The sequence below is a fragment of the Tellurirhabdus rosea genome (assembly GCF_026278345.1).
GTDB lineage: Bacteria > Bacteroidota > Bacteroidia > Cytophagales > Spirosomataceae > Tellurirhabdus > Tellurirhabdus rosea.
The window spans coordinates 199,140-218,642 of record NZ_CP111085.1; the positions used below are offsets into that span (position 1 = coordinate 199,140).

Annotated in this window: 15 protein-coding genes and 1 tRNA gene; 3 read left to right on the forward strand and 13 right to left on the reverse strand. The window is 56.5% G+C overall.

Going from position 1 to position 19,503, the window contains the following annotated elements:
• Positions 1-14: 14 nt before the first annotated feature.
• Positions 15-1,214 carry a hybrid sensor histidine kinase/response regulator gene (locus tag ORG26_RS00825; protein ID WP_266366439.1) on the reverse strand — a complete coding sequence of 400 codons (1,200 nt, stop codon included), beginning with the start codon at positions 1,212-1,214 and terminating at the stop codon, positions 15-17.
• A 368-nt stretch (positions 1,215-1,582) separates the two neighbouring features.
• Between ORG26_RS00825 and ORG26_RS00830 the strand changes: the two genes are divergently transcribed.
• A complete protein-coding gene (locus tag ORG26_RS00830) occupies positions 1,583-4,480 on the forward strand; it encodes a glycosyl hydrolase (RefSeq protein ID WP_266366441.1) in 2,898 nt (965 codons plus the stop codon).
• 104 nt (positions 4,481-4,584) lie between these two features.
• Here the strand turns inward: ORG26_RS00830 and ORG26_RS00835 are convergent, their stop codons facing one another.
• Complete coding sequence (locus ORG26_RS00835; protein ID WP_266366443.1) at positions 4,585-7,014, reverse strand: heavy metal translocating P-type ATPase; 2,430 nt, start codon at positions 7,012-7,014, stop codon at positions 4,585-4,587.
• Positions 7,015-7,146: 132 nt separating this feature from the next.
• Here ORG26_RS00835 and hemN point away from each other — a divergent pair, with 132 nt between their 5' ends.
• Complete coding sequence (hemN, locus tag ORG26_RS00840; protein ID WP_266369471.1) at positions 7,147-8,520, forward strand: oxygen-independent coproporphyrinogen III oxidase; 1,374 nt, start codon at positions 7,147-7,149, stop codon at positions 8,518-8,520.
• A gap of 86 nt (positions 8,521-8,606) precedes the next feature.
• Here hemN and ORG26_RS00845 read toward each other — a convergent pair whose 3' ends face one another.
• The 7 genes from ORG26_RS00845 to ORG26_RS00875 all read right to left on the reverse strand — a co-directional run bounded on the left by ORG26_RS00845 (position 8,607) and on the right by ORG26_RS00875 (position 15,508).
• Positions 8,607-8,792 (reverse strand): hypothetical protein, encoded by a 186-nt coding sequence (locus ORG26_RS00845; RefSeq protein WP_266366445.1) that lies wholly within the window; start codon positions 8,790-8,792, stop codon positions 8,607-8,609.
• Between the two features lie 54 nt (positions 8,793-8,846).
• Positions 8,847-9,857: an ABC transporter ATP-binding protein gene (locus tag ORG26_RS00850; RefSeq protein ID WP_266366447.1), complete on the reverse strand. Its 1,011-nt coding sequence runs from the start codon at positions 9,855-9,857 to the stop codon at positions 8,847-8,849.
• Between the two features lie 108 nt (positions 9,858-9,965).
• Positions 9,966-11,063: a TFIIB-type zinc ribbon-containing protein gene (locus ORG26_RS00855; protein ID WP_266366449.1), complete on the reverse strand. Its 1,098-nt coding sequence runs from the start codon at positions 11,061-11,063 to the stop codon at positions 9,966-9,968.
• Between the two features lie 17 nt (positions 11,064-11,080).
• Positions 11,081-12,085 (reverse strand): SPFH domain-containing protein, encoded by a 1,005-nt coding sequence (locus ORG26_RS00860; protein WP_266366451.1) that lies wholly within the window; start codon positions 12,083-12,085, stop codon positions 11,081-11,083.
• A 216-nt stretch (positions 12,086-12,301) separates the two neighbouring features.
• Positions 12,302-13,930 (reverse strand): NADP-dependent glyceraldehyde-3-phosphate dehydrogenase, encoded by a 1,629-nt coding sequence (locus ORG26_RS00865; RefSeq protein WP_266366453.1) that lies wholly within the window; start codon positions 13,928-13,930, stop codon positions 12,302-12,304.
• A 146-nt stretch (positions 13,931-14,076) separates the two neighbouring features.
• Positions 14,077-14,160: transfer RNA gene (locus ORG26_RS00870), tRNA-Leu, on the reverse strand.
• A gap of 742 nt (positions 14,161-14,902) precedes the next feature.
• Positions 14,903-15,508: a hypothetical protein gene (locus ORG26_RS00875; protein WP_266366455.1), complete on the reverse strand. Its 606-nt coding sequence runs from the start codon at positions 15,506-15,508 to the stop codon at positions 14,903-14,905.
• Between the two features lie 232 nt (positions 15,509-15,740).
• Here ORG26_RS00875 and ORG26_RS00880 point away from each other — a divergent pair, with 232 nt between their 5' ends.
• Entirely contained in the window at positions 15,741-16,466 is a 726-nt protein-coding gene (locus tag ORG26_RS00880) for a hypothetical protein (protein WP_266366457.1), read from the forward strand.
• A gap of 373 nt (positions 16,467-16,839) precedes the next feature.
• Here the strand turns inward: ORG26_RS00880 and ORG26_RS00885 are convergent, their stop codons facing one another.
• The 4 genes from ORG26_RS00885 to ORG26_RS00900 form a co-directional block, all read right to left on the reverse strand.
• Complete coding sequence (locus tag ORG26_RS00885; RefSeq protein ID WP_266366459.1) at positions 16,840-17,730, reverse strand: IS3 family transposase; 891 nt, start codon at positions 17,728-17,730, stop codon at positions 16,840-16,842.
• Between the two features lie 2 nt (positions 17,731-17,732).
• The gene (locus ORG26_RS00890) at positions 17,733-18,026 is read right to left on the reverse strand and encodes a transposase (RefSeq protein WP_266366461.1); all 294 of its coding nucleotides are present in this window, start codon (positions 18,024-18,026) and stop codon (positions 17,733-17,735) included.
• 48 nt (positions 18,027-18,074) lie between these two features.
• Positions 18,075-18,356, reverse strand: a complete 282-nt coding sequence (locus ORG26_RS00895) for a hypothetical protein (RefSeq protein WP_266366463.1) — start codon at positions 18,354-18,356, stop codon at positions 18,075-18,077.
• A 71-nt stretch (positions 18,357-18,427) separates the two neighbouring features.
• On the reverse strand, positions 18,428-19,477 hold the full coding sequence (locus ORG26_RS00900; RefSeq protein WP_266366465.1) for an ArsO family NAD(P)H-dependent flavin-containing monooxygenase: 1,050 nt from the start codon (positions 19,475-19,477) through the stop codon (positions 18,428-18,430).
• Positions 19,478-19,503: the final 26 nt, after the last annotated feature.

Consider the following 19,503-nt stretch of genomic DNA (forward strand, 5'->3'; position numbering starts at 1 on the left):
GACAGAGTTTTTAACTAAACGTGGGACTGGCGCAGGGGCAGCACCAGGACAAAAACAGCCCCCTGCCCTTCCGAAGACTGTGCCGTAATGAGGCCCCCGTGTTTTTCAACATTTTTTTTGGCGATGGCCAGCCCAATGCCGGTGCCTTCGTAGCTCGCCCGGTCGTGCAGCCGCTGAAACATGACAAAAATCCGTTCCAGATATTTTTCATGAAAGCCGATCCCGTTGTCCTGCACCCGGATGCGGCAAAAGGCACCGTTCGGGTCGGCGGGCGCGTCGAGTCTTCGCTCCCCAATCCGTTCTCCTTCGATGGAAATGCGGGGCGGCACGTCGGGTCGGGCGAATTTCAGCGAATTGCTGATCAGATTCTGGAAAATCTGCCGGATGCGGACCGGAATGGCGTCGATGACCGGGAGCGGCCCGACCGTCACCTGGCCTTTTTTGCGTTCGATGATGTCTTCAAAATCGGGCAGCAGGTCGTTCAGCAGCGCATTGAGCTGGGTCGGCTGAAAAGGCTCCGGAATGGCCAGTTGCGAGAAGGTCAGCAGGTCCGTGATGAGGTGGGACATGCGGGCCGAGGACCGGATGGAGCGGTCGAGGTAACTGACGGCCTCTTCGTTGCCCTTCAGGTATTTCTCCCGAATGGTGTCCTGGAGAATCTGCATTTTCCGCAGCGGCTCTTTGAGGTCGTGCGACACCACCCAGGTAAACTGCTGGAGTTCGTGGTTGGCCCGTTCGAGTTCGGCATTCTTCGCCAGCAGCTCCTGCGTCCGGTGCTGCACCTGGATTTCCAGCTGCTCGGCAGCCTTTTTCAGGGATTCCTGCGCCGCCCGGAGTTCCTGCTGCTGCCGGTACAGTTTGTCCAGCGTTTTCACTTTCAGCACCAGAATATCCGGATCGACGGGCTTGGTCAGGTAGTCGGTGCCGCCCGAAGTATAGCCCTGGGTGATGAATTTTTTCTCGGTATTGACGGCCGACAGAAAAATAATCGACGTATCGCGGGCTTTGCTGAAACCGGAAATGGCATTGGCTACCTCAAAACCGTCCATGCCGGGCATCTGTACATCCAGAATGATGACCGAATAAGCGGTTTTCAGAATCCGTTTCAGCGCCTCTTCGCCGGATTCGGCCGTATCGACCGCAAAACCGTTCAATTCCAGGATTTTCTTCAGAGGTAAAATATTTTCCGGCCTGTCGTCAACAACAAGAATCATTCTGGGCAACCGCTTAAACCTGGGAATATCAACACACCACCAGTCGGGCCGACCGGCAGGATTTCAGGAAGATTTTCAAAACGCTGGGGAATCAAAAGCCTGAATAAAGGGCAAAATTAGGCAGATTCCTTCTCACTTTTCAAGCCGTTGAATAGAGAACTGACTTCCCTGGCCCCCGGCTTACTCCCAGCCCCTTGCGGAAATCGCCGCCGACGCCGAAGCGGGTCCGAACCTGAATTACCGCAGATTTTATTGATTTCCTCTCCAAAAAGCGGTGGAATTCATGAAGTTCGCGTCTTTTATCTCCGAAGTCTTCGTCAGATCGTCGGAAGAATCCTTAAAATCACTGCCCATTCCAGTTCAGACAGATGCGCATACCTCTTCTTCTTATCCCGTTACTGGCGGTTTCGCTGGTAGCGGGCATCAAACCCCAGCCGAAAAAGCCCGCGCCGGTAGCCTTTTCGGAAGAAAGTTTTAAAGCACCGCCCCGCTCCTCCGGCATTCGCTGCTGGTGGTGGTGGCTCAACGGCAACGTCACGAAAGAAGCGATCACCCGCGATTTGGAGGAAATGAAAGCGAAAGGCTTCAGCGGCGCCTGCCTCTTCGACGCGGGCGGGGCCGAGCAGCGCGGCAATGCCCAGGTGCCGGAAGGTCCCCTGTTCGGCTCTCCGGCCTGGCGCGAACTGTACCGCCACGCCGTCCGCGAAGCCGAGCGCCTTGGGCTGGTGCTCAGCCTGAGCATCCAGAGCGGCTGGAACCTCGGCGGTCCGGACATCACACCCGCCGAAGCCGCCAAACACCTGACCTGGTCGGAGGTGACCGTCAAAGGGCCCATGACGTTCCGGCAGGCGCTGCCATTGCCCAAAAGCAAGGACGACTATTACCGCGACATCACCGTGCTGGCGTTTGGGAAAAAAGCCGGTGCCAACCGCCCGCCCATCCGCGATCTGGCCGAAAAAGCGATGTTCAAAGAACTGGGCATGTCGGCTCCGGACACGCGCTACCTGCTGACGGACGTTCCGGGCACCGCGGGCGAAGAAGACGCCGCGGCGAACACGGTTCAGAACCTGTCTGCAAAGATGAACCGGGAGGGCATTCTGGAATGGCAGGTGCCGCCGGGCGAATGGACCATCATGCGCTTCGGCTACACGCCCACCGACGCCGAAGTATCGACCTCCAGCGGCAAATGGCAGGGCCGGGTGCTGGACCCGCTCAACGACCGGATTTTCAACCGCTACTGGGACACGCATGTCGAACCGCTGCTGAAAATGATCGGGCCGATGGCCGGAAAAACGCTGAAATACCTGCAAACCGACAGTTGGGAAGCGGGCGGCTGTAACTGGACGGAAGGGTTTGCGGAAGAATTTAAAAAGCGCCGGGGCTACGATATGCTGGCGTATCTGCCGGTCGTGTCGGGGCGCATCATCGAAAACCGGGAGGCCAGCAACCGCTTTCTGGCGGATTTACGCAAAACGATCAGCGATCTGGTGGCCGAGAAACACTACGGCACGTTCGCCGCCCGGGCCGCCCGGTACGGCATCGGCCTGCAACCCGAGTCTGCCGGACCGCATGCCGGACCGTTCGACGGGCTAAAAAACTACGGCTACAGCGACATCATGATGAGCGAGTTCTGGTCGCCTTCGCCTCACCGCCCCACGCCCGAACGCCGCTTTTTTGTCAAGCAGGCGGCGAGTGCGGCGCATATCTACAACAAGCAGTTCGTGGGAGCCGAGTCGTTCACGACCATCGGGCCGCACTGGAACGACGTCATCTGGTCGGACATGAAATCCAGCGCCGACCACGAATTCTGCGCCGGCCTGAATCTGGTTTACCTGCACACCTTCACCTGTTCGCCGAAAGAAATGGGCCTGCCCGGTCAGGAGTATTTCGCCGGGACGCACTTCAACCCGAACGTGACGTGGTGGGACCTGTCGACGGGCTTCATCCAGTACCTCACCCGCTGCCAGTACCTGCTGCAACAGGGCCAGTCGGTTTCCGACGTACTGTATTACTACGGCGACCATATTCCGAACATCGCCCGGCAAAAGGCGGACGACCCGGGCAAAGCGTTACCGGAGTTTGATTATGACGTGATCAACGAAGACCGGCTGCAGGTGCTTTCGATCCGAAATAACCGGATTACGCTCCCGCACGGCCTCTCCTACCGCGTGCTGGTGCTGCCCGACCACCGGGTCCTCTCACTGGCGGCGCTCGAAAAAGTGGCTCAGCTGGTCAAAGGCGGGGCCACGGTGATTGGCCCGAAACCCGCGACCTCGGCCAGTCTGGTCGGTTATCCGGCCAGTGCCGGTCGTTTACAGGCGCTCGCCGATGAACTCTGGGGAAAAGGCGAAAGCCCGGCCGGTCAGCGGGCGGTGGGTGCCGGGCGCGTGATCTGGGGCAAAACGGCCCGCGAGGTACTGCTGGCCGACGGAGTGAAACCCGACGCGGCCTTTGCCGGAACGCGGCCCAATCAGGTCTTTGATTTCATGCACAAGGTGCAGGGCGACACGGATTATTATTTCGTCAGCAGTCAGAATCGCGAGGCGGCCCGCGTCACGGCTTCGTTCCGCCTCACCGGCCGCCAGCCCGAACTCTGGAATCCGGTAACGGGCGAAACCCAACCGGCAACCGCTTTCCGGCAGGAGAACGGGCAGACAACGGTTACGCTGGACTTCGACCCGTACGGCTCCGTTTTCGTGGTCTTCCGGAAACCCATCCCGGCCACGCAGCAGGGAACCGCCGCTTTGCCCGTCGCGACGTACGAAACCGTGACGACGCTGAGCGGGCCGTGGCAGGTGCAGTTCAATTCCAACTGGACGGCCGGGGCCCCGGCCAGTCAGACCTTCGACAGGCTCATCAGCTGGACGGAGCATCCGCAGGAGGGCATACGGTTTTATTCCGGAAAAGCCGTTTACCGCAAAACCTTTGACGCCGCCGGCCTCCCGGCTACCGGCCCGATGTATCTGGACCTGGGCGACATCCGGGACGTGGGTGTAGCGCGGGTGAAACTGAACGGCCGCGACCTCGGCATCGTCTGGACCCCTCCGTTCCGCGTGCCGGTCAGCGGAATTCTGAAACCGACGGGCAACCAGCTGGAGGTGGAAGTAATCAATTCGTGGCGCAACCGGCTCGTGGGCGACCGGGGCAAGCCGCAGAACGAACGCCTCACGCAAACCAACGTTACAATCCGGAAAGAATGGGAACTGCTGCCATCCGGCCTTCTCGGTCCGGTGCAGATTCTGACAGCCCGACCCAAGGGGAATTAAATCGGTTCGTTGAAAAGAGCCACGCCTGACAGTGTCTTGGGACCGCTGTCAGGCGTGGCTCTTTTCAACAGATGTAATCAGGTCAGGAAGCCATCCAACCCCTGTCAGGGTCTTTCGACCGAACGTCGGCCCGGTGCTGACAGGGCTTTGGCGAACATCTGGCCGGCTTTCCAGCGCATGCCGATGGTGGCGATGAGAACCATCGTGGCCGAACTTACCGGCATCAGAATGGCCGCCACGATGGGCGACAGGTTGCCCGTGACGCCGTACGACAACCCAATGCAGTTGTACATCAGCGAGATGACAAAGCTGAAATGAATCAGCCGCATGGCGAATTTGCTGTATTTCAAAAAGTCAGGCAGTCGGTTCAGGGCGCCGGCTTCCAGAATGGCGTCGCTCGACGGCGTGAACTGGATCGTGTCGTCCGTCACGGCGATGCCGACGTCGGCCTGCTTGAGGGCACCGGCGTCGTTGAGGCCGTCGCCGATCATCAGGATGCGGTGCCCCTGCGCCTGCAACTGCCGGATAAAGTCCAGTTTCTGCTGCGGGTGGCACTCGAACACCATCTGACCGTTCTGCGGAAACCAGCGTTGCAGGTCGGCCCGGGCCGCATCGTTGTCGCCGGAAAGCAGGTAAAGTTTGCGGTCGTTCTGAAGAGCGTTCAGCATGTCTTCGATGCCTTCCCGGAACTGGTTGCGGAACCGGAACGCGCCCCGGTACACATGGTCGATGCTCACGTGCACGGCCGAGCCTTCTGCATCCGACTCGCCCGAAATAGACGGGTGGACAAAAGCCCGCGAACCGATTTTGACCGACTGCCCGTACACCAGCCCCTTGACGCCCTGTCCGGCTATTTCCGTGAAGTTTTCCACCGGCAGGGTCATCGTCTCCGACAGGTATTTCGACAGCTTCCGGCTCAGCGGGTGGGCCGACTGCGCGGCCAGCGATGCCACCAGGGCGTACTCCATTTCATCGAGCGGCAGGCGAAACTCTTCCACCGGCCGGGCGGCTTCCGTGGACGTCAGCGTGCCGGTTTTGTCGAAGACGATCGTGTCGCAGGCCGCCATCTGCTCAATCACATCAGCGTTTTTGAGGTAGAATTTCAGCTTCCCGAATATCCGCATGCCGTGGCCGAGCGCGAACGGATACGACAGCGACAGGACGCAGGGACAGGCCACAATTAGAATGGCCGTAAACGCGTTGACCGCTTTGGAAGGCTCGTTAACGTACCAGTACGTCCCGACGAGGAACGCCATCGACAGCACCACGTAGGTGAACCACTGACCCACCTGATCGGCAAACGAACGGATGCGGCTCACCTGCCCTTTGCGGAAAGCGTCGTTGTTCCAGAGCTGCGTCAGGTAACTCTGCGAAACTTCCCGCACCACTTCGAGTTCGATGGATTCGCCGATCTGCTTGCCGCCCGCATAGAGCAGCATTCCGGCTTTTTTCGCTTCCGGTTCCGATTCTCCGGTCACGAAGCTGTAATCGATCGTTGCGCTGCCTTTGTACAGAATGCCGTCCGCCGGAATCAGTTCGGCGTTCCGGACCCGGATGCGGTCGCCTTTTTTGAGCGACGCCACCGGCACCGGCGTTTCCTTGGCTCCGGTCAGTTTCATCACCGCGAGCGGGAAATACGATTTGTAATCCCGTTCGAAGGAAAGGAAATCGTAGGTTTTCTGCTGGAACCATTTGCCCGTTAACAGAAAGAAAATCAGGCCCGAAACGGAATCCGAATACCCGGCTCCGGTCTGGGTGAAGACTTCGTAGATGGTCCGGGCGTAAGCCGTGCCGAATCCCAGCAGGATAGGCAGGTCGATGTTGATCATGCCCCGCCGCAGGGCTTTCCAGACCGACGTAAAGTAACCGGACCCCGAATAGAACACCACCGGAGTCGCCAGCAGCAGATTCAGGTAACCAAACAGCTGTTTGAAGGCCGGATCGTCGAGGCCGAGGTATTCCGGGAAGCTGAACAGCATGATATTGCCCGAACAGAAACCCGCCACGGCCAGCCGGTACAGCAGCGGACGGTACGACGGCTTTTCGCTTTCCTGCACCACGTCGTTGAGGCTGATGAGCGGCTCGTAGCCCACCGAAGTCAGCAGTTCGGCCACCTGCCGCAGCGACACATCCGCAATCCGGAACGTCAGGTGTACGTGTTTTTTGAGGAAATCCACCCGCGACGAACGGATCGCCGGGGCTAGTTTGTATAAATTTTCCAGCAGCCAGAGGCAGGAGCTACAGTGAATTGACGGTACGTAGAACGTGGCCGTGGCCATCGTGCCGTCCGTAAATTCAAGCAGTTGGGCCGCAATATCGGGGTTATCGAGAAATTCGAGGCGGGACAGGCGCGGCGACTGGCCGGGCGCCTGGGTCAGGTCGTAGTACTGGCAGAGTTGGTTTGCATTCAGCACTTCATACACCGATTTGCAGCCTTCGCAGCAGAACGGTTTTTCGTCGAACAGAATGGGCGACTCCGCACAGTCATTGCCGCAGTGAAAACAGGTCGTTTGGGTAAGTGTGGCGGTGCTCATAGACGGTAAATTTTCTGCAAGTTGGCGCCGAACGGCTTCCTGCCGGATGAGCAAAGTCAGCAGGGCGGTTGATTGTGATTAGGTTGTCCAAACGGCTTATCCATCAATTTTGTGGAGAACGATTGCAATGCCATGACCAACACCGCCCTCATCCAGAAATACAACGTTCCCGGCCCGCGCTACACCTCCTACCCGACCGTTCCGTTCTGGGACGCGGATACTTTCAGCGAAGCCACCTGGGTCGACCGTTTGCAGGATGCCTTCCGGACCTCCAACCGCGAGCAGGGCATCAGCCTGTACATTCACCTGCCCTACTGCGAAAGTCTCTGCACGTTTTGCGGCTGCAACAAGCGCATTACAAAAAATCATTCGGTGGAAGAACCGTACATCGAGGCGGTGCTGAAAGAGTGGGCGCTTTACTGCAACCTGCTGCCCGAACGGCCGAAGCTCGCCGAACTGCACCTCGGCGGCGGCACTCCCAGCTTTTTCAAACCCGAGAACCTGCGGCGGCTGATGGAAGGCCTTTTTGCCCGGGCGGATCGGGCGGACGAATACGAATACGGCTGGGAAGGTCATCCCAACAACACCACGCGCGAACACCTGCAAACGCTGCATGACTTCGGGTTCACCCGCGTCAGCTTCGGCGTGCAGGACTACGACCCCGTCGTGCAGAAAGCCATTCACCGCTTCCAGCCGTTTGAAAACGTGCAGAAAGCCACCGAACTGGCGCGGGAAGTCGGGTACACGTCCATCTCGCACGACCTGGTGTTCGGCCTGCCGTTCCAGCAGCCGGAATCCATCGAAAACACGGTTGAAAAAACGCTGCTGCTGAAGCCCGACCGGATTTCGTTTTACTCCTACGCCCACGTGCCCTGGATCAAAGGCAACGGCCAGCGTGGCTTCCGCGATGAGGACCTGCCGTCGGGTGAAGAAAAACGACACCTCTACGAGATTGGCCGGGCGCTTTTTGAGAAAGCGGGCTACGCCGAAATCGGAATGGACCACTTCGCCCTGCCGCACGACGCCCTGTACAAAGCCATGCAGCAAGGTACACTCCACCGCAATTTTATGGGCTATACCACCACCCGGACGAAGGTGATGCTGGGCCTGGGCGTTTCGTCCATCGGTGATGTGTGGACGGCTTTTGCCCAGAACGAGAAAGACCTGGATGTGTACCTCGAACGCGTGAACGCCGGTCGGTTGCCCCTGCTGCGCGGCCACGGCCTCAACCGCGAAGACCTATATTTCCGCAAACACATCCTGAACATCATGTGCCGGTTCGAAACGCACTGGCACCGCGACGACTGGAAGCACCACGAAACGGACTTTGGGGCGCTGGCCGAAAAACTGGCCGGTTTCGAAGCCGACGGCCTGATTGAATGGGACCTGAGAGGCTTGACCGTAAAGCCGGAAGGCCGCCCCTTCATCCGCAACATCTGCATGGCCTTCGACCAGCGGATGCTTCAGGCGGAGACGAAGGAACGGCTGTTTTCACAGACGATTTAAACGGAATGACTGAATGATTGAATGACTGAATAGCTCCGCAAATCCTAACACCGCAGAGCTGTTCAGTCATTCAGTCATTCAATCATTCAGTCATTTTTCTCCTCGCTCCTCCGCTTATGCGATTTGCCCATGAAGTCTTCGCCGTAGGACTGTTCGCCCATCGAATTGTCGTCGGCGCCTTCCGGGGTTACGTTATCTTCGTTGATGCTGACCAGGTGCGGCTCGTTGCTGGAATGCCGCTCATTTTCGGACTGTTTGTTGGTATTGGACATAACGTTGCGTGGTGTTTTCTAAACAACCCGGCGTAGCGGCCCAATGTTCGGACTTCAAAGGTCTTTCAGCCAGTGCACCCCACCCAGCAGATCCAGCCCGACCACCTGACCCACGGACAATTCGGTAGGGTACGTCGCCAGCGCCGTCAGGGTCGTCTGCCGGTTTACTTCGATGTCCACTTCCGAGAATAGACCTTTGAAAAGCACCCGCTGCACAATGCCTCCGAACGCGCCGCGGTCGTTGAGGCGCAGCTGTTCGGGCCGGATGCAGACGGCGGCATTGGGGTGAAAAATGTGCTGGACGCCCAGCGCCGGCAGTTGTTTCGCCCGGACGATATTGGCCGGTCCCGTCATGCGGGCGGCGTAGGAGTTGTACGGATAGCGGTACACCCGGGCGGGCGGCGCGAGCTGAATCAGGCGGCCATTCTGCAGGATACCCAGCCGGTCCGAAATCGACAGGGCATCCGAGGCGTCGTGCGTCACAAAAAGGCAGCCCATCCGCTCATGGCGAACGACATCCAGCAGCAGGTCCCGAACCAGAATCCGGTTTGGCAGGTCCAAATGGCTGAACGGCTCATCGAGCAGCAGAATCATGGGAAGACCGTCCGCCGGTTTTTCGGCCAGCGCGCGGGCAATGGCGGTCCGTTGTTTTTCGCCTCCGGAAACGTGTTTGGGAATCCGGTCGGCCACGTGCTCCAGTCGGCAGGTTTTCAGCAGTTCGGCCACCCGGTAGTCCTGAAAAGTCCGCTCGTAGTAGCGCAGGGCGTAGGCGATATTTTCCCGAATTGACACATTCGGCATGAGCTGGTACTCCTGGTGCACCAGTTTGATGAGCGGATGCCCGGCAACCAGTTGCTCCGATGGCCCTTTGATTCGTTCGCCGTTGAACCGGACGGTGCCCTCGTCGGCGTCGGCCAGTCCCGCCAGCAGGTTCAGGAACGTACTTTTCCCGGAGCCGCTTTCGCCCACCAGCCCAATGACTTCGCCCGGGCGCACCTCCAGCGTGACGCTGCGGACGGCGGCGGTATTTTCAAAAAACTTACTGATCTGATCGGCCTGGAGCACTCGTTAGGATGAGGTTATTTCACAAAGTTTATCAAAGAGCGCCAAAGAACCGCAAAGAATGCTTTGATAAACTTTGGTTTTCTTTGATAAACGCCGCGAAACCGCATTTTACCTTTTCCCGAGATACCAGAAGAAAAACACCAGCAGCAGGAACGCCAGCACCAGCAGGGCGATTTTGAGGGCGGATTTGGGTCGCTGCCCGGCCACCTGACCCGTCTGCCCGTTGACCAGAAAGCGGTAAAGCTTGCCGTTGTACATGTAGGAACAGATCCAGAGCGGCAGCAGAAGGTGCTTGAAACTCTGGTCCGAAAGCTGCGTCCGGACGTGCAGGTTCCGCTGGGCATCCCCGCCGACGAGGTTGGCGCAGGCCGTTTCCTCGCGCTGCTGAATCTGTTCCTCGGCCTTGCGGGCACTCTCGACCAGGTCGATGCTGTAGACTTCGGCTTCCCAGCCCAGCAGAATTCGGGGGTCGTAGTCGACCACTTCCTGCAATTCGTACCGGCTCACTTCCTGCACATGACTTTCCTGCTGGGTGAGGTTCCGCGACGCCATTTCGAGCAGATCGTCGTAAAACGCTTCGTGGTGCCCGCTCCGGTATTCCCACCGGACCCGCTGCTGCTGCTGGGTGACCATCCGGCCGTTGCTGTCGCGCACCTGAACCGGCACATAGTAGTAGTGCCCGGCCTCGCCTTCCCATTCGGATTGCGCCTGGGCGTCGAAGGTCCAGAACGGAATGTACATACCGTGCAGATTGTCGAGCATGGCCCCGGCTTTCAGGTCCGAGGGGGCCAGCCAGTCGCTGCCGACCCAGTTGCTGAACCGTTCCATCGCGCCCTGCCGGGAAATGCGGAACGGCAGAACGCCCGCCGGTTCGATCAGGCGCGTTTTGACCGCATCCGGGTTGACATTCTTCGAGCCGCAGAACGCGCAGGTAATGGTCGGATTGTCAAAATTAACGGTCGTTCTGGCCCCGCAGCGGGCGCAGCCGAACACCCGCTTTTCCTCCGTCGGGGCGGACGGAAGCGCGTTGTTTTCGAGTCGGAACTGGAGCGGATTTTCGTTCAGGCGGGTCCGGGTAAAAACGAGCGGTTCCGTATTGCCGCAGTGGTCGCAGGCGAGCGTCTGCTTATCGGCAGAAAAACGCATCTGGGAACCGCAGGCAGAACACGGCGCCCGGAGAATATCGGTAAGTTCGGTATGTTCCATGAAAGGCAGCTTCCGGATCAAAGTCTGGCCAGTAATTCAGCTTTTTTGGCGGTGAATTCTTCTTCGGTCAGGATGCCCGCCGCCTTCAGTTCGCCCAGTTGTTTCAGCATGTCCATGATTTTGCCTTTATCCTCAGACCCCGCCGCCGGAGTCGTCGGATTGGTGGGCGCGCTGGCGTTCTGCATGAAATTTCCCAGGCCGCCCATCAGGATGGCCTGTCCGGCGGCTCCGCCGTTTTCGGCGGCATCTTCGAGCGCCACTCCGGCCTGAAACTGCTGGAACCGGGCCATATCGCCGACCATGTTCATCTGCGTGGTTTTGTCCAGAAACGCCTCCACTTCCGGCGGTAGGCTGGTATTTTCGATGTAGAACCGGGCCAGTTCCAATCCGTAGGCCGTAAAATGTTCCTGCAGGAGCGGCAGGAGCTTGTCGCCCATTTCGCGGTAATTACGGGCCATGTCGAACACGGATACCCCGGCTTCGGCTACCGTATCGGAGAAGTTGGTCACGATGGCCGAGCGCAGTTGGGCCTCCACATCCCCGATGCGGACCACGGGCGTCGTTCCGGCAAATTCTTTAATCAGTTTTCCGGCGTCCGTCACCCGCAGCGCAAACACCCCGAAGGCCCGCACCCGCACCTGCTTCAGCTCGGGATCGCGCATGATGACCGGGTTCTGCGTGCCCCATTTGAGGTTGGTGAACTGCTTTGTCGAGACAAAATAAACGTCCACTTTGAACGGCGACTCGAAGCCGTACTTCCACGACCGGAGCGTGGTCAGAATCGGCATGTTCTGGGTCGTCAGTTCGTAGCGTCCCGGCTGGTAGACGTCGGCAATGCGGCCTTCGTTCATGAACACGGCCACCTGCGACTCCCGCACGGTCAGTTGAGCGCCGTACTTGATGTTGTTGCCGTTGTCCGGAAATTTCCAGATGACCGTGTCAGTCGAGCCGTGCGACGGACCGTTATCGACCCATTCGATGACCTCGATGAATTCGTTTCGGATAAAATCAAAAAGACCCATGGTTTAGGTTGCTGGTTTGTGGTTGGGGCAAGCCAAAAGGGAATTGCCCTCGGATGGTGTAAAACTACAGCATGGACGGCAATCTATACTGCATACTTCACAAACGGTTTTTTAGGACCGTAAAAAAAAGAAAAAACCCGGCTGGAAGGTCCGGGTCCTGGGCTTGACGGGTTCGTGCGGAGAGGAACGGAGCTTTTCCGCCCCTCCGCGAAAACCCTAGAAGATGAACTTGGTCGACAGGAACTCCGACCGGTGTTCTTCGACGATGTCGTTCAGGATGGCTTTGTTGTCGGCCGTGTCCTTGGTGGCGACGACCGTCCGGATGGAGAAGGAGCGCAGGGCGTCCTCGACCGACAGCGTACCTTCGGCGGAATCTTTCCGGCCCGTGAACGGGAAGGTGTCGGGTCCGCGCTGGCACTGGGCGTTGATGTTGACCCGGCTCACCTGATTGACGAGCGGGTCCACCAGGCTGGCGATCTCGGCCGGGTCCGTCCCGAAAATGCTGACCTGCTGGCCGTGGTCGGAGTCGATGATGTACTGAATCGGCTCCTCGATGTCGTCGAAGGGCACCACCGGCACGACGGGACCGAACTGTTCCTCGCGGTAAAGCTTCATGGCCGGACTGACCGGGTAAACGACCGCCGGGAAGAAGAACGACTCCTGCACCGTGCCGCCGCCCTCGTTGACCACCTGAGCGCCGTGGGCCTCGGCATCGCGCAGGCATTCGGTCAGGTAAGCGGGTTTCTGCGGCTCCGGCAGCGGCGTGATCTGGGTGCCTTTCTCCCAGGGCAGGCCCGGTTTCAGTTTGTTGACCTCTTCGGTAAAGCGTTCGAGGAAGCGGTCGGCGATGGACCGATGCACCCAGACGATCTTGATGGCCGTGCAGCGCTGCCCGTTGAACGAAAGCGTGCCCAGCAGGCATTCCTTCACGGCCAGGTCGAGGTCCGCATTGCCGAGGATGATGCCCGCGTTTTTGGCGTCGAGGCCGAGCACCGCGCGGAGGCGGTTCACTTTCGGATGTAATTTCTTGAGTTGATCGGCTACCCGGCTCGACCCGATGAGCGTCAGGACGTTGATTCTCCCCGACCGCATCAGCGCCGGAACAACCGTATTGCCCCGTCCGTAGATCGTGTTGACGACCCCTTTCGGGAAACATTCCTTAAACGCTTCGAGCATCGGGAAGTGCAGCAGAGTGCCGTGCTTGGGGGGCTTAAAGAGGATGGTGTTGCCCATCAGAATGGCCGGAATCAGGGTGGTGTAGGTTTCGTTCAGCGGGTAGTTGAACGGTCCCATGCACAGCACGACGCCAAGCGGCGAGCGGCGGATCTGGCCAATAATTCCCTGTTCGATCCGGAACCGTGAAGAGGCCCGGTCCACGTCTTTCAGCGCATCAATGGTGTCGTAGATGTACTCCACCGTCCGGTCGAACTCCTTGGTCGAGTCGCCGAGGGTTTTGCCGATTTCCCACATGAGCAGGGACACGATCTGGCTTTTGCGCTCCATCATTTTGCCGACGAAACGCTCCATACAGGCGATCCGGTCGGCTACCGACATGGTTGGCCACTCGCCGCGGCCATTGTCGTAGGCCCGGACGGCCGCGTCCAGGGCCTGCATGGCTTCGATATCCGAAGCGGGCAGCGGATAGCTGCCGATGACCTTGCGCCGGGCACCCCGGTCGGTCTGGATGTAGACCGGCGACAGCACTTCCTGAACGGGTCCGTCCCAGGTCCGCAGTTCGCCGTCGATGAGGTACTCGCGCTGGTGAAGTTCCTGAATCCGGAACTCTTCCGGGATGCTGCTTTCCGCCGGAATCAAGTGTTCGAGAGCAAGAGAGAGGGTTGACATAAATAAACAGGTTGCAGGTACTAGATTAATAAAAAAGGACTGTGGTCTTGTTGTTCAGGTTCCGCAAACGTTGCCGGAAGGAATAAAAAAACCGCTTCGAACAGAAAGTAACGAAGCGGTTGATGAAATGTAGTCAAAAAACTGAGTACCGGGAGCCGGACTCGAACCGGCATGTCCTTGCAGACAATGGTGTTTGAGACCATCGCGTCTACCGATTCCGCCATCCCGGCCTGAAATCGAAGGAAAAACCGTTTCTGGGCGCAAATTACGAAGGATTTTTCATTCGCCTAGTACTTTGTTTTTCTTTTTCCCCGATTGGCCAAACGCTGGCGGGGAACCTGTCCGGGCGCTGCGCCGGCAATCTTTCCGGCAATGGAAGCGGACTCTGAAGCGTTCGCCGTCAGCATTCAGGTCCAAAACTGCCTCTTTCAGGGAATGGACCGGGACCAAGGCCGCCCCTGCGAAAGAGGCCCTTCCCGGTGAATTTCCGTTCCCGATGCCCTTACTCGTACGTGAATGTACTGCCGTAAGTCTGGGGACTATACTTACCGGTAGGATCGGTGTAGGTAGTTGTTCGAGAGGTTACATAGCCCTTGGCATCAAACTGGTACAGTAACTCGTAAACGGCCGTCATTTCTCCTGCCTCATCAAAGGTTTTGTGCTTGATGGGTAGGCTCTTGGTCGGTTTTCCCAAGTAATCATTTGTCCAGAATGTGAACGATCCGTATTACTTGGCCGGAATCATTCAGCGTATACGTATATTTTGCCTTTTGTTTCCACTGCTGAGTAGCAGGCAGGTAGTCGAAACTGGTAATCTGAATCTGCTTTGGTTGGTAGGTATATTGATGGTAGAAGTCCGGGCTCCACTCAGATTCTTCGCTCTGGTCGGTATTGATTCTTTCAATCCTGCCATAGCGTTGTGATTAAGTTAAGTTCGAATGATTTCCCCGAAGAGGGGCTGCCCTCAGGTGCTCATCGGTCGTAAGCGTATTCGGCCAGTTCGGCCAGCATGGTCTGAATTCTGGCTTCCCACTGCCGCTGCTTTGCCTCCAGACGGCCGCTGTCGGTATCGTCCGAATATTCCACAATCAGCCGGTTGCACTCGGCCATGAGCTGCTCGTGGCGGGCATCGAAGGTCTGCCCACCCCTGAGGATGATGGTGCGGCGGTTATCCTTCAACTCTTTCCGCAATTTGCGGGCGTACACTTCCAGAATATCGAAGCGGGTTTGTTCGTACGTCAGCAGCAGGTCGGGCTCATAATTGGTCGTATCCATCCACGAACCCGAGCGCTGCAGGTAGTTGACCACCTTTTTGTTGAGGTGTTTGGAGTAGAGGTCGTAGCCACGCAGATCGTATCCGACCAGAATCATGCCCACCACCGGGGTATTTCCCTGAGGGTGCGGACGGGCCATCCGATAATCACTGGCTTGCAGCTTCCGGGTAGCCGACCAGAGCACGTAGTCGGGGTTGTTTTCGTACTTGGACTGGGCCTGCGCCGCAAAGAACGGCAGGAAGGAAAGAATAAAAACCAGTTGCTTCATATGTTTGTAGAACAGCCAGTACAACGCAAGATTCATACCAACCGGTTTCGGGAGGGTGATTTTGGAGATGAGATTTTACTACCCAGAAACCCGCCCGGTTCACGCGACACTTCATTACCCTAAAATCACCAAAAGCCGAGGGTATTATGAGGGTGGTAACATTGCCAAGTTAGACTAATAGCTATCTTAGCAAAGCTTACGCAGCAGCACTCATACAACAGGAAAACACCTTCCAATTGTGGTATTCTTTTAAATAACTAAACTATTTATGAAAAAAAATTATACAACTTGGCTGTGCTTACTGATCGGATTAGTAACAGCCTGCCATCAAGCGGATGTAGTAGCTGACCAACCCCTCCAAATTCAACAGGCGCGCGTAATTGACGATCCGAGTACTCGTGTTGATATAGATCAGCAAACCCATACTATTACCGTTTCACCTTCCACTTTTAAGGCAGGTCGCATTCGAGATAGAATCATGAATCTACTGGTAAAGACCTCCATCAATGCAGTCTTAGGCCCCGTTAACCCAAACCTGACTCCATCACTGGAACAACCATTTTCGTTCGATGTAACCACTTATGATAACAGCAAGCCCACCTATTTACGAGTACGGCCCATCAACACGGCACTAACCACTTATCAAGACTATCAACTTCTATTAAAAGCAGCTGGTCCTGTCCGGTTCGAATTAATGCAAGCGGGAATGGATAGCCTGATTATAAACCTAAAAAACTATCAAAGGTACTTAGTCAACTTACCCGTTAGTAATCTCTATGATGGTCGCTTACAAGACTATCAAATTTATGCAATCCCCGCAGATGGGACATCACCGATTGAATTGACAGTTGGCAATGATGGCTACAGTCCAGATTATGTCCAGTTTTACTTTGACCGGCAAAAAACTAAGCCCGGCGTATACCAGATTGAATTACGCAAGTCAGACGGTCAGCGTAGCCAGTCTTCCACTCAGGTTATTGTTAAAAACTCTTAGAATCAAAGGATAATTGCTACCGTTTCTGGATGGAAGTAATTCGGATGAAGCGACAAGTGGCGGGACGAATACTCGTATCGGCTTTGAAGCGCACTCAAACATCAAAGTTCCGCTGTTGATAAGCCGAAGGGAGGCCCGGGCTTGTCATCCTATTTAAGTGTTTAAACTTTCACTCTGTTTTACTTCTTCTTTTTTAGATGGTAATATTCACCGACAGGTGAGATGGGCATTAAATTCAAAGAAGCCTTAGACAGTTCATCAACAAGAAAGCAAACTTTAGGATTATTGGTCATAAAGCAACCCACCATATTAGGTGATGGCGGGACTTCGGTAAAATCGCAGACGCATGGGGTGGTCCGGTTTAGCCGGACAGTCAACTATGCAAGTTTTGATTTAACGTTAAATAATACTGGTTTTCATATTGTTCGGGGCTGAGGTAGCCCAGCGACGAGTGCCGCCGTTTGCGATTGTAATAGCATTCAATGTAATCAAATAATTCAGTTCGGGCATCTTCCAGTGAGCGGAAGGCTCCGTTTTCTAACAGTTCAGCTTTCAGCCTGGACCAGCAGGATTCCATAAACGCATTGTCGTACGGATCGTTGGGTCGGCTCATACTCTGTTGAATTTGATTAGTAAGTAGGGTATTGCGGAATGACTTGCCAATATACTGGCCACCCCGATCGGAATGTACGATCGCATTCGGATTCAGGTTGCGACGCAATAAGGCTTTTTTCAAGGCCTCATGGACCAGCGATTCTTCCATGTGTAATTCAATCTGCCAGCCTGCGATCAGGCGAGAATACAGATCCATCCAGGCAGCCAGATAGGCCCATTCTCCAGTAACCAAAGGAATATATGTAATATCCCCAACCAGTACACACCCTGGCGCGGCAGGAAATGGGCTATCTGCTAACAAATTAGGACTAAAAGGTCCACTATGGCGGCTGTCCGTCGTTCGGGGAATAAAGCTTCGGGGCTGAATTGCCCTTAATCCTTCACGGCGCATCAGCCGTCGGAGTTGATGCCGTCCCACCGAATAACCTTGCTCTTGTAATTCCGGCGTTAACCGACGACTGCCGTATCGACGACGATGATCGGCAAAACTTTTCTGCATAGCACCAATGAGCTTTCGTTTCTCTTCAGATACTTGATAGCTCAAACCCCGTCGATATTCATAGTAGGCACTTCGGCTGATCTCCAAGGCATGACAGATTACTTGAATCGGGTGGTGATTACTCAGTTCAGTGACCAGTTTATAGACCACCGTCAGGTCATCCGGCTGAAAATGGCCAACGCTTTTTTTAACACTTCGCGTTCCTGCTCGACACGACGAAGTTGTTCCCGGACCCGCTCATATTCCTCGATAGATACGGTGCTACCATCCGGGTGGCCTGCTTTTTTATTCCCTTTCCAACGATAGAGCAGATTCTCCGAGATGCCCAGTGAACGGGCCACATCAGCAACGGTCCGGTCACCAGTAGTAGCTAGGCGAACAGCTTCTTTTTTGAAATCCTCATCGTACTTTCGACGAGGCATCAGCACGGATTTGTTTTGGCTCATGGTACAGCTAAGTTAAGCACTTAGACTGTCCGGCAAAACTGGACCATCTCAGCATTCGTCCTCCATTTTGTACGTGGATGGCTTTTGAGACAATCCTTTCACCCTGAAGGTGACGGTGGTAGCTGTGAATGTAACGGTCTGTTTTGGATCATCATTCAACACCCATGTACCAATCAACAGCTTTTTTATCTCTGCTGCCGTTTTTATATTCTCCCCACCCAAAGTCCCTAATCCCTCTGAACTCCAGGTTTCGGTACTAGTCTGGGCAAAGGCTGACGATGACAAGAAAATTAATGATGAGAAGCAAAAACCAAGTAATGTTTTTTTCATTCAATGTGCTTAATTATAAGACACAAATGTAGAAAGCTTAATGTGTATATTTTCTACCAAGCATTCGCTTTTTATCGACCGTACTCTTTCACCTCTTCGGCCGTCCTGCGGGCGGACCGGTTAACGCCAATCAGGGTAGCCGACGCAAACCCTGTCCAGTTGCCGTAACCGACCAGCCAAAGGCCCGGCTGGCGCGTAGACCGGGTTTCGGCGACCTCCACCCGGCCCTCCGGAGTCAGTACGTTCAGGGGAGCCAGAAAGTCGAGGGCAGGACGAAAACCCGTACACCAGAGGATGGCGTCAAAGCGTTCCTGCGTGCCATCCGGCCACTCCACCCCTTCCGGTATGATCCGGGCAAACGGTCGTCGGGCCTTCAGCACCCCACGGCTTCGCGCCTCCCTGACGCTATCGAGCATGATAATGTCGCCAAGGCTGGCGGGCGGCAAGGTCACTCCCTGCTGGGCGGCGTGGAATCGCTGGGTAGCCACTTCGAACACGTACCGGCCGTCTACCTCGTCGGGCAGAAAGGTCGGCTCGTGCAGCGTAACCCACTGCGTATGTGCCACCCGGGAAACCTCCGCCAGAATCTGAGCGGCGGAGTTGCCTCCCCCCACAACCAATACGCGCTGGCCCCGAAAAGCTTCCGGGGAACGGTAATGGGCCGAGTGAATTTGTCTGCCTCCAAAGGAATCCCGTCCGGGATAGTCAGGAATAAAGGGCTTACTCCACGTACCGGTAGCGGCAATCACCGTCCGACTGTGAAAAACACCCGCCGAAGTGTGCAGCCTAAAGCCTTCGGTTTCCTTTTCAACCGACTCCACCTGTACCGGCCGTTTGACCGGGAAGCTGTAGCGCTGTTCGTAGCGGGTCAGGTAATCGATGGCTTCATTCCGGTCGGGGTACGCCTCTGCCGTGGCGGGCATGAGCCATCCGGGCAGGGAGCTGGCCGCCGCCGGAGAAAACAGCCGCAGCGAATCCCACGCATGCGGCCATGCCCCACCCGGCTGAACGCCAGCATCCAGCACCAGATAGTTCGACGTGACTTTCCGCAGATGGTAGGCCGTCGCCAGTCCGGACTGACCGCCCCCGATGATAACCGCGTCGAGGTAGTTAACTTCCATTTTGGTTGCGATTTTAACGAATCGCG

Excerpts from the sequence above, each read along its gene's own strand:
- ORG26_RS00855 (WP_266366449.1), bottom strand. The coding sequence starts at position 11,063 with ATGGAACATACCGAACTTACCGATATTCTCCGGGCGCCGTGTTCTGCC.
- ORG26_RS00835 (WP_266366443.1), bottom strand. The coding sequence starts at position 7,014 with ATGAGCACCGCCACACTTACCCAAACGACCTGTTTTCACTGCGGCAAT.
- ORG26_RS00860 (WP_266366451.1), bottom strand. The coding sequence starts at position 12,085 with ATGGGTCTTTTTGATTTTATCCGAAACGAATTCATCGAGGTCATCGAA.
- ORG26_RS00895 (WP_266366463.1), bottom strand. The coding sequence starts at position 18,356 with ATGAAAAAAACATTACTTGGTTTTTGCTTCTCATCATTAATTTTCTTG.
- ORG26_RS00875 (WP_266366455.1), bottom strand. The coding sequence starts at position 15,508 with ATGAATCTTGCGTTGTACTGGCTGTTCTACAAACATATGAAGCAACTG.
- ORG26_RS00845 (WP_266366445.1), bottom strand. The coding sequence starts at position 8,792 with ATGTCCAATACCAACAAACAGTCCGAAAATGAGCGGCATTCCAGCAAC.
- ORG26_RS00830 (WP_266366441.1), top strand. The coding sequence starts at position 1,583 with ATGCGCATACCTCTTCTTCTTATCCCGTTACTGGCGGTTTCGCTGGTA.
- ORG26_RS00865 (WP_266366453.1), bottom strand. The coding sequence starts at position 13,930 with ATGTCAACCCTCTCTCTTGCTCTCGAACACTTGATTCCGGCGGAAAGC.
- ORG26_RS00825 (WP_266366439.1), bottom strand. The coding sequence starts at position 1,214 with ATGATTCTTGTTGTTGACGACAGGCCGGAAAATATTTTACCTCTGAAG.
- hemN (WP_266369471.1), top strand. The coding sequence starts at position 7,147 with ATGACCAACACCGCCCTCATCCAGAAATACAACGTTCCCGGCCCGCGC.
- ORG26_RS00880 (WP_266366457.1), top strand. The coding sequence starts at position 15,741 with ATGAAAAAAAATTATACAACTTGGCTGTGCTTACTGATCGGATTAGTA.
- ORG26_RS00900 (WP_266366465.1), bottom strand. The coding sequence starts at position 19,477 with ATGGAAGTTAACTACCTCGACGCGGTTATCATCGGGGGCGGTCAGTCC.
- ORG26_RS00890 (WP_266366461.1), bottom strand. The coding sequence starts at position 18,026 with ATGAGCCAAAACAAATCCGTGCTGATGCCTCGTCGAAAGTACGATGAG.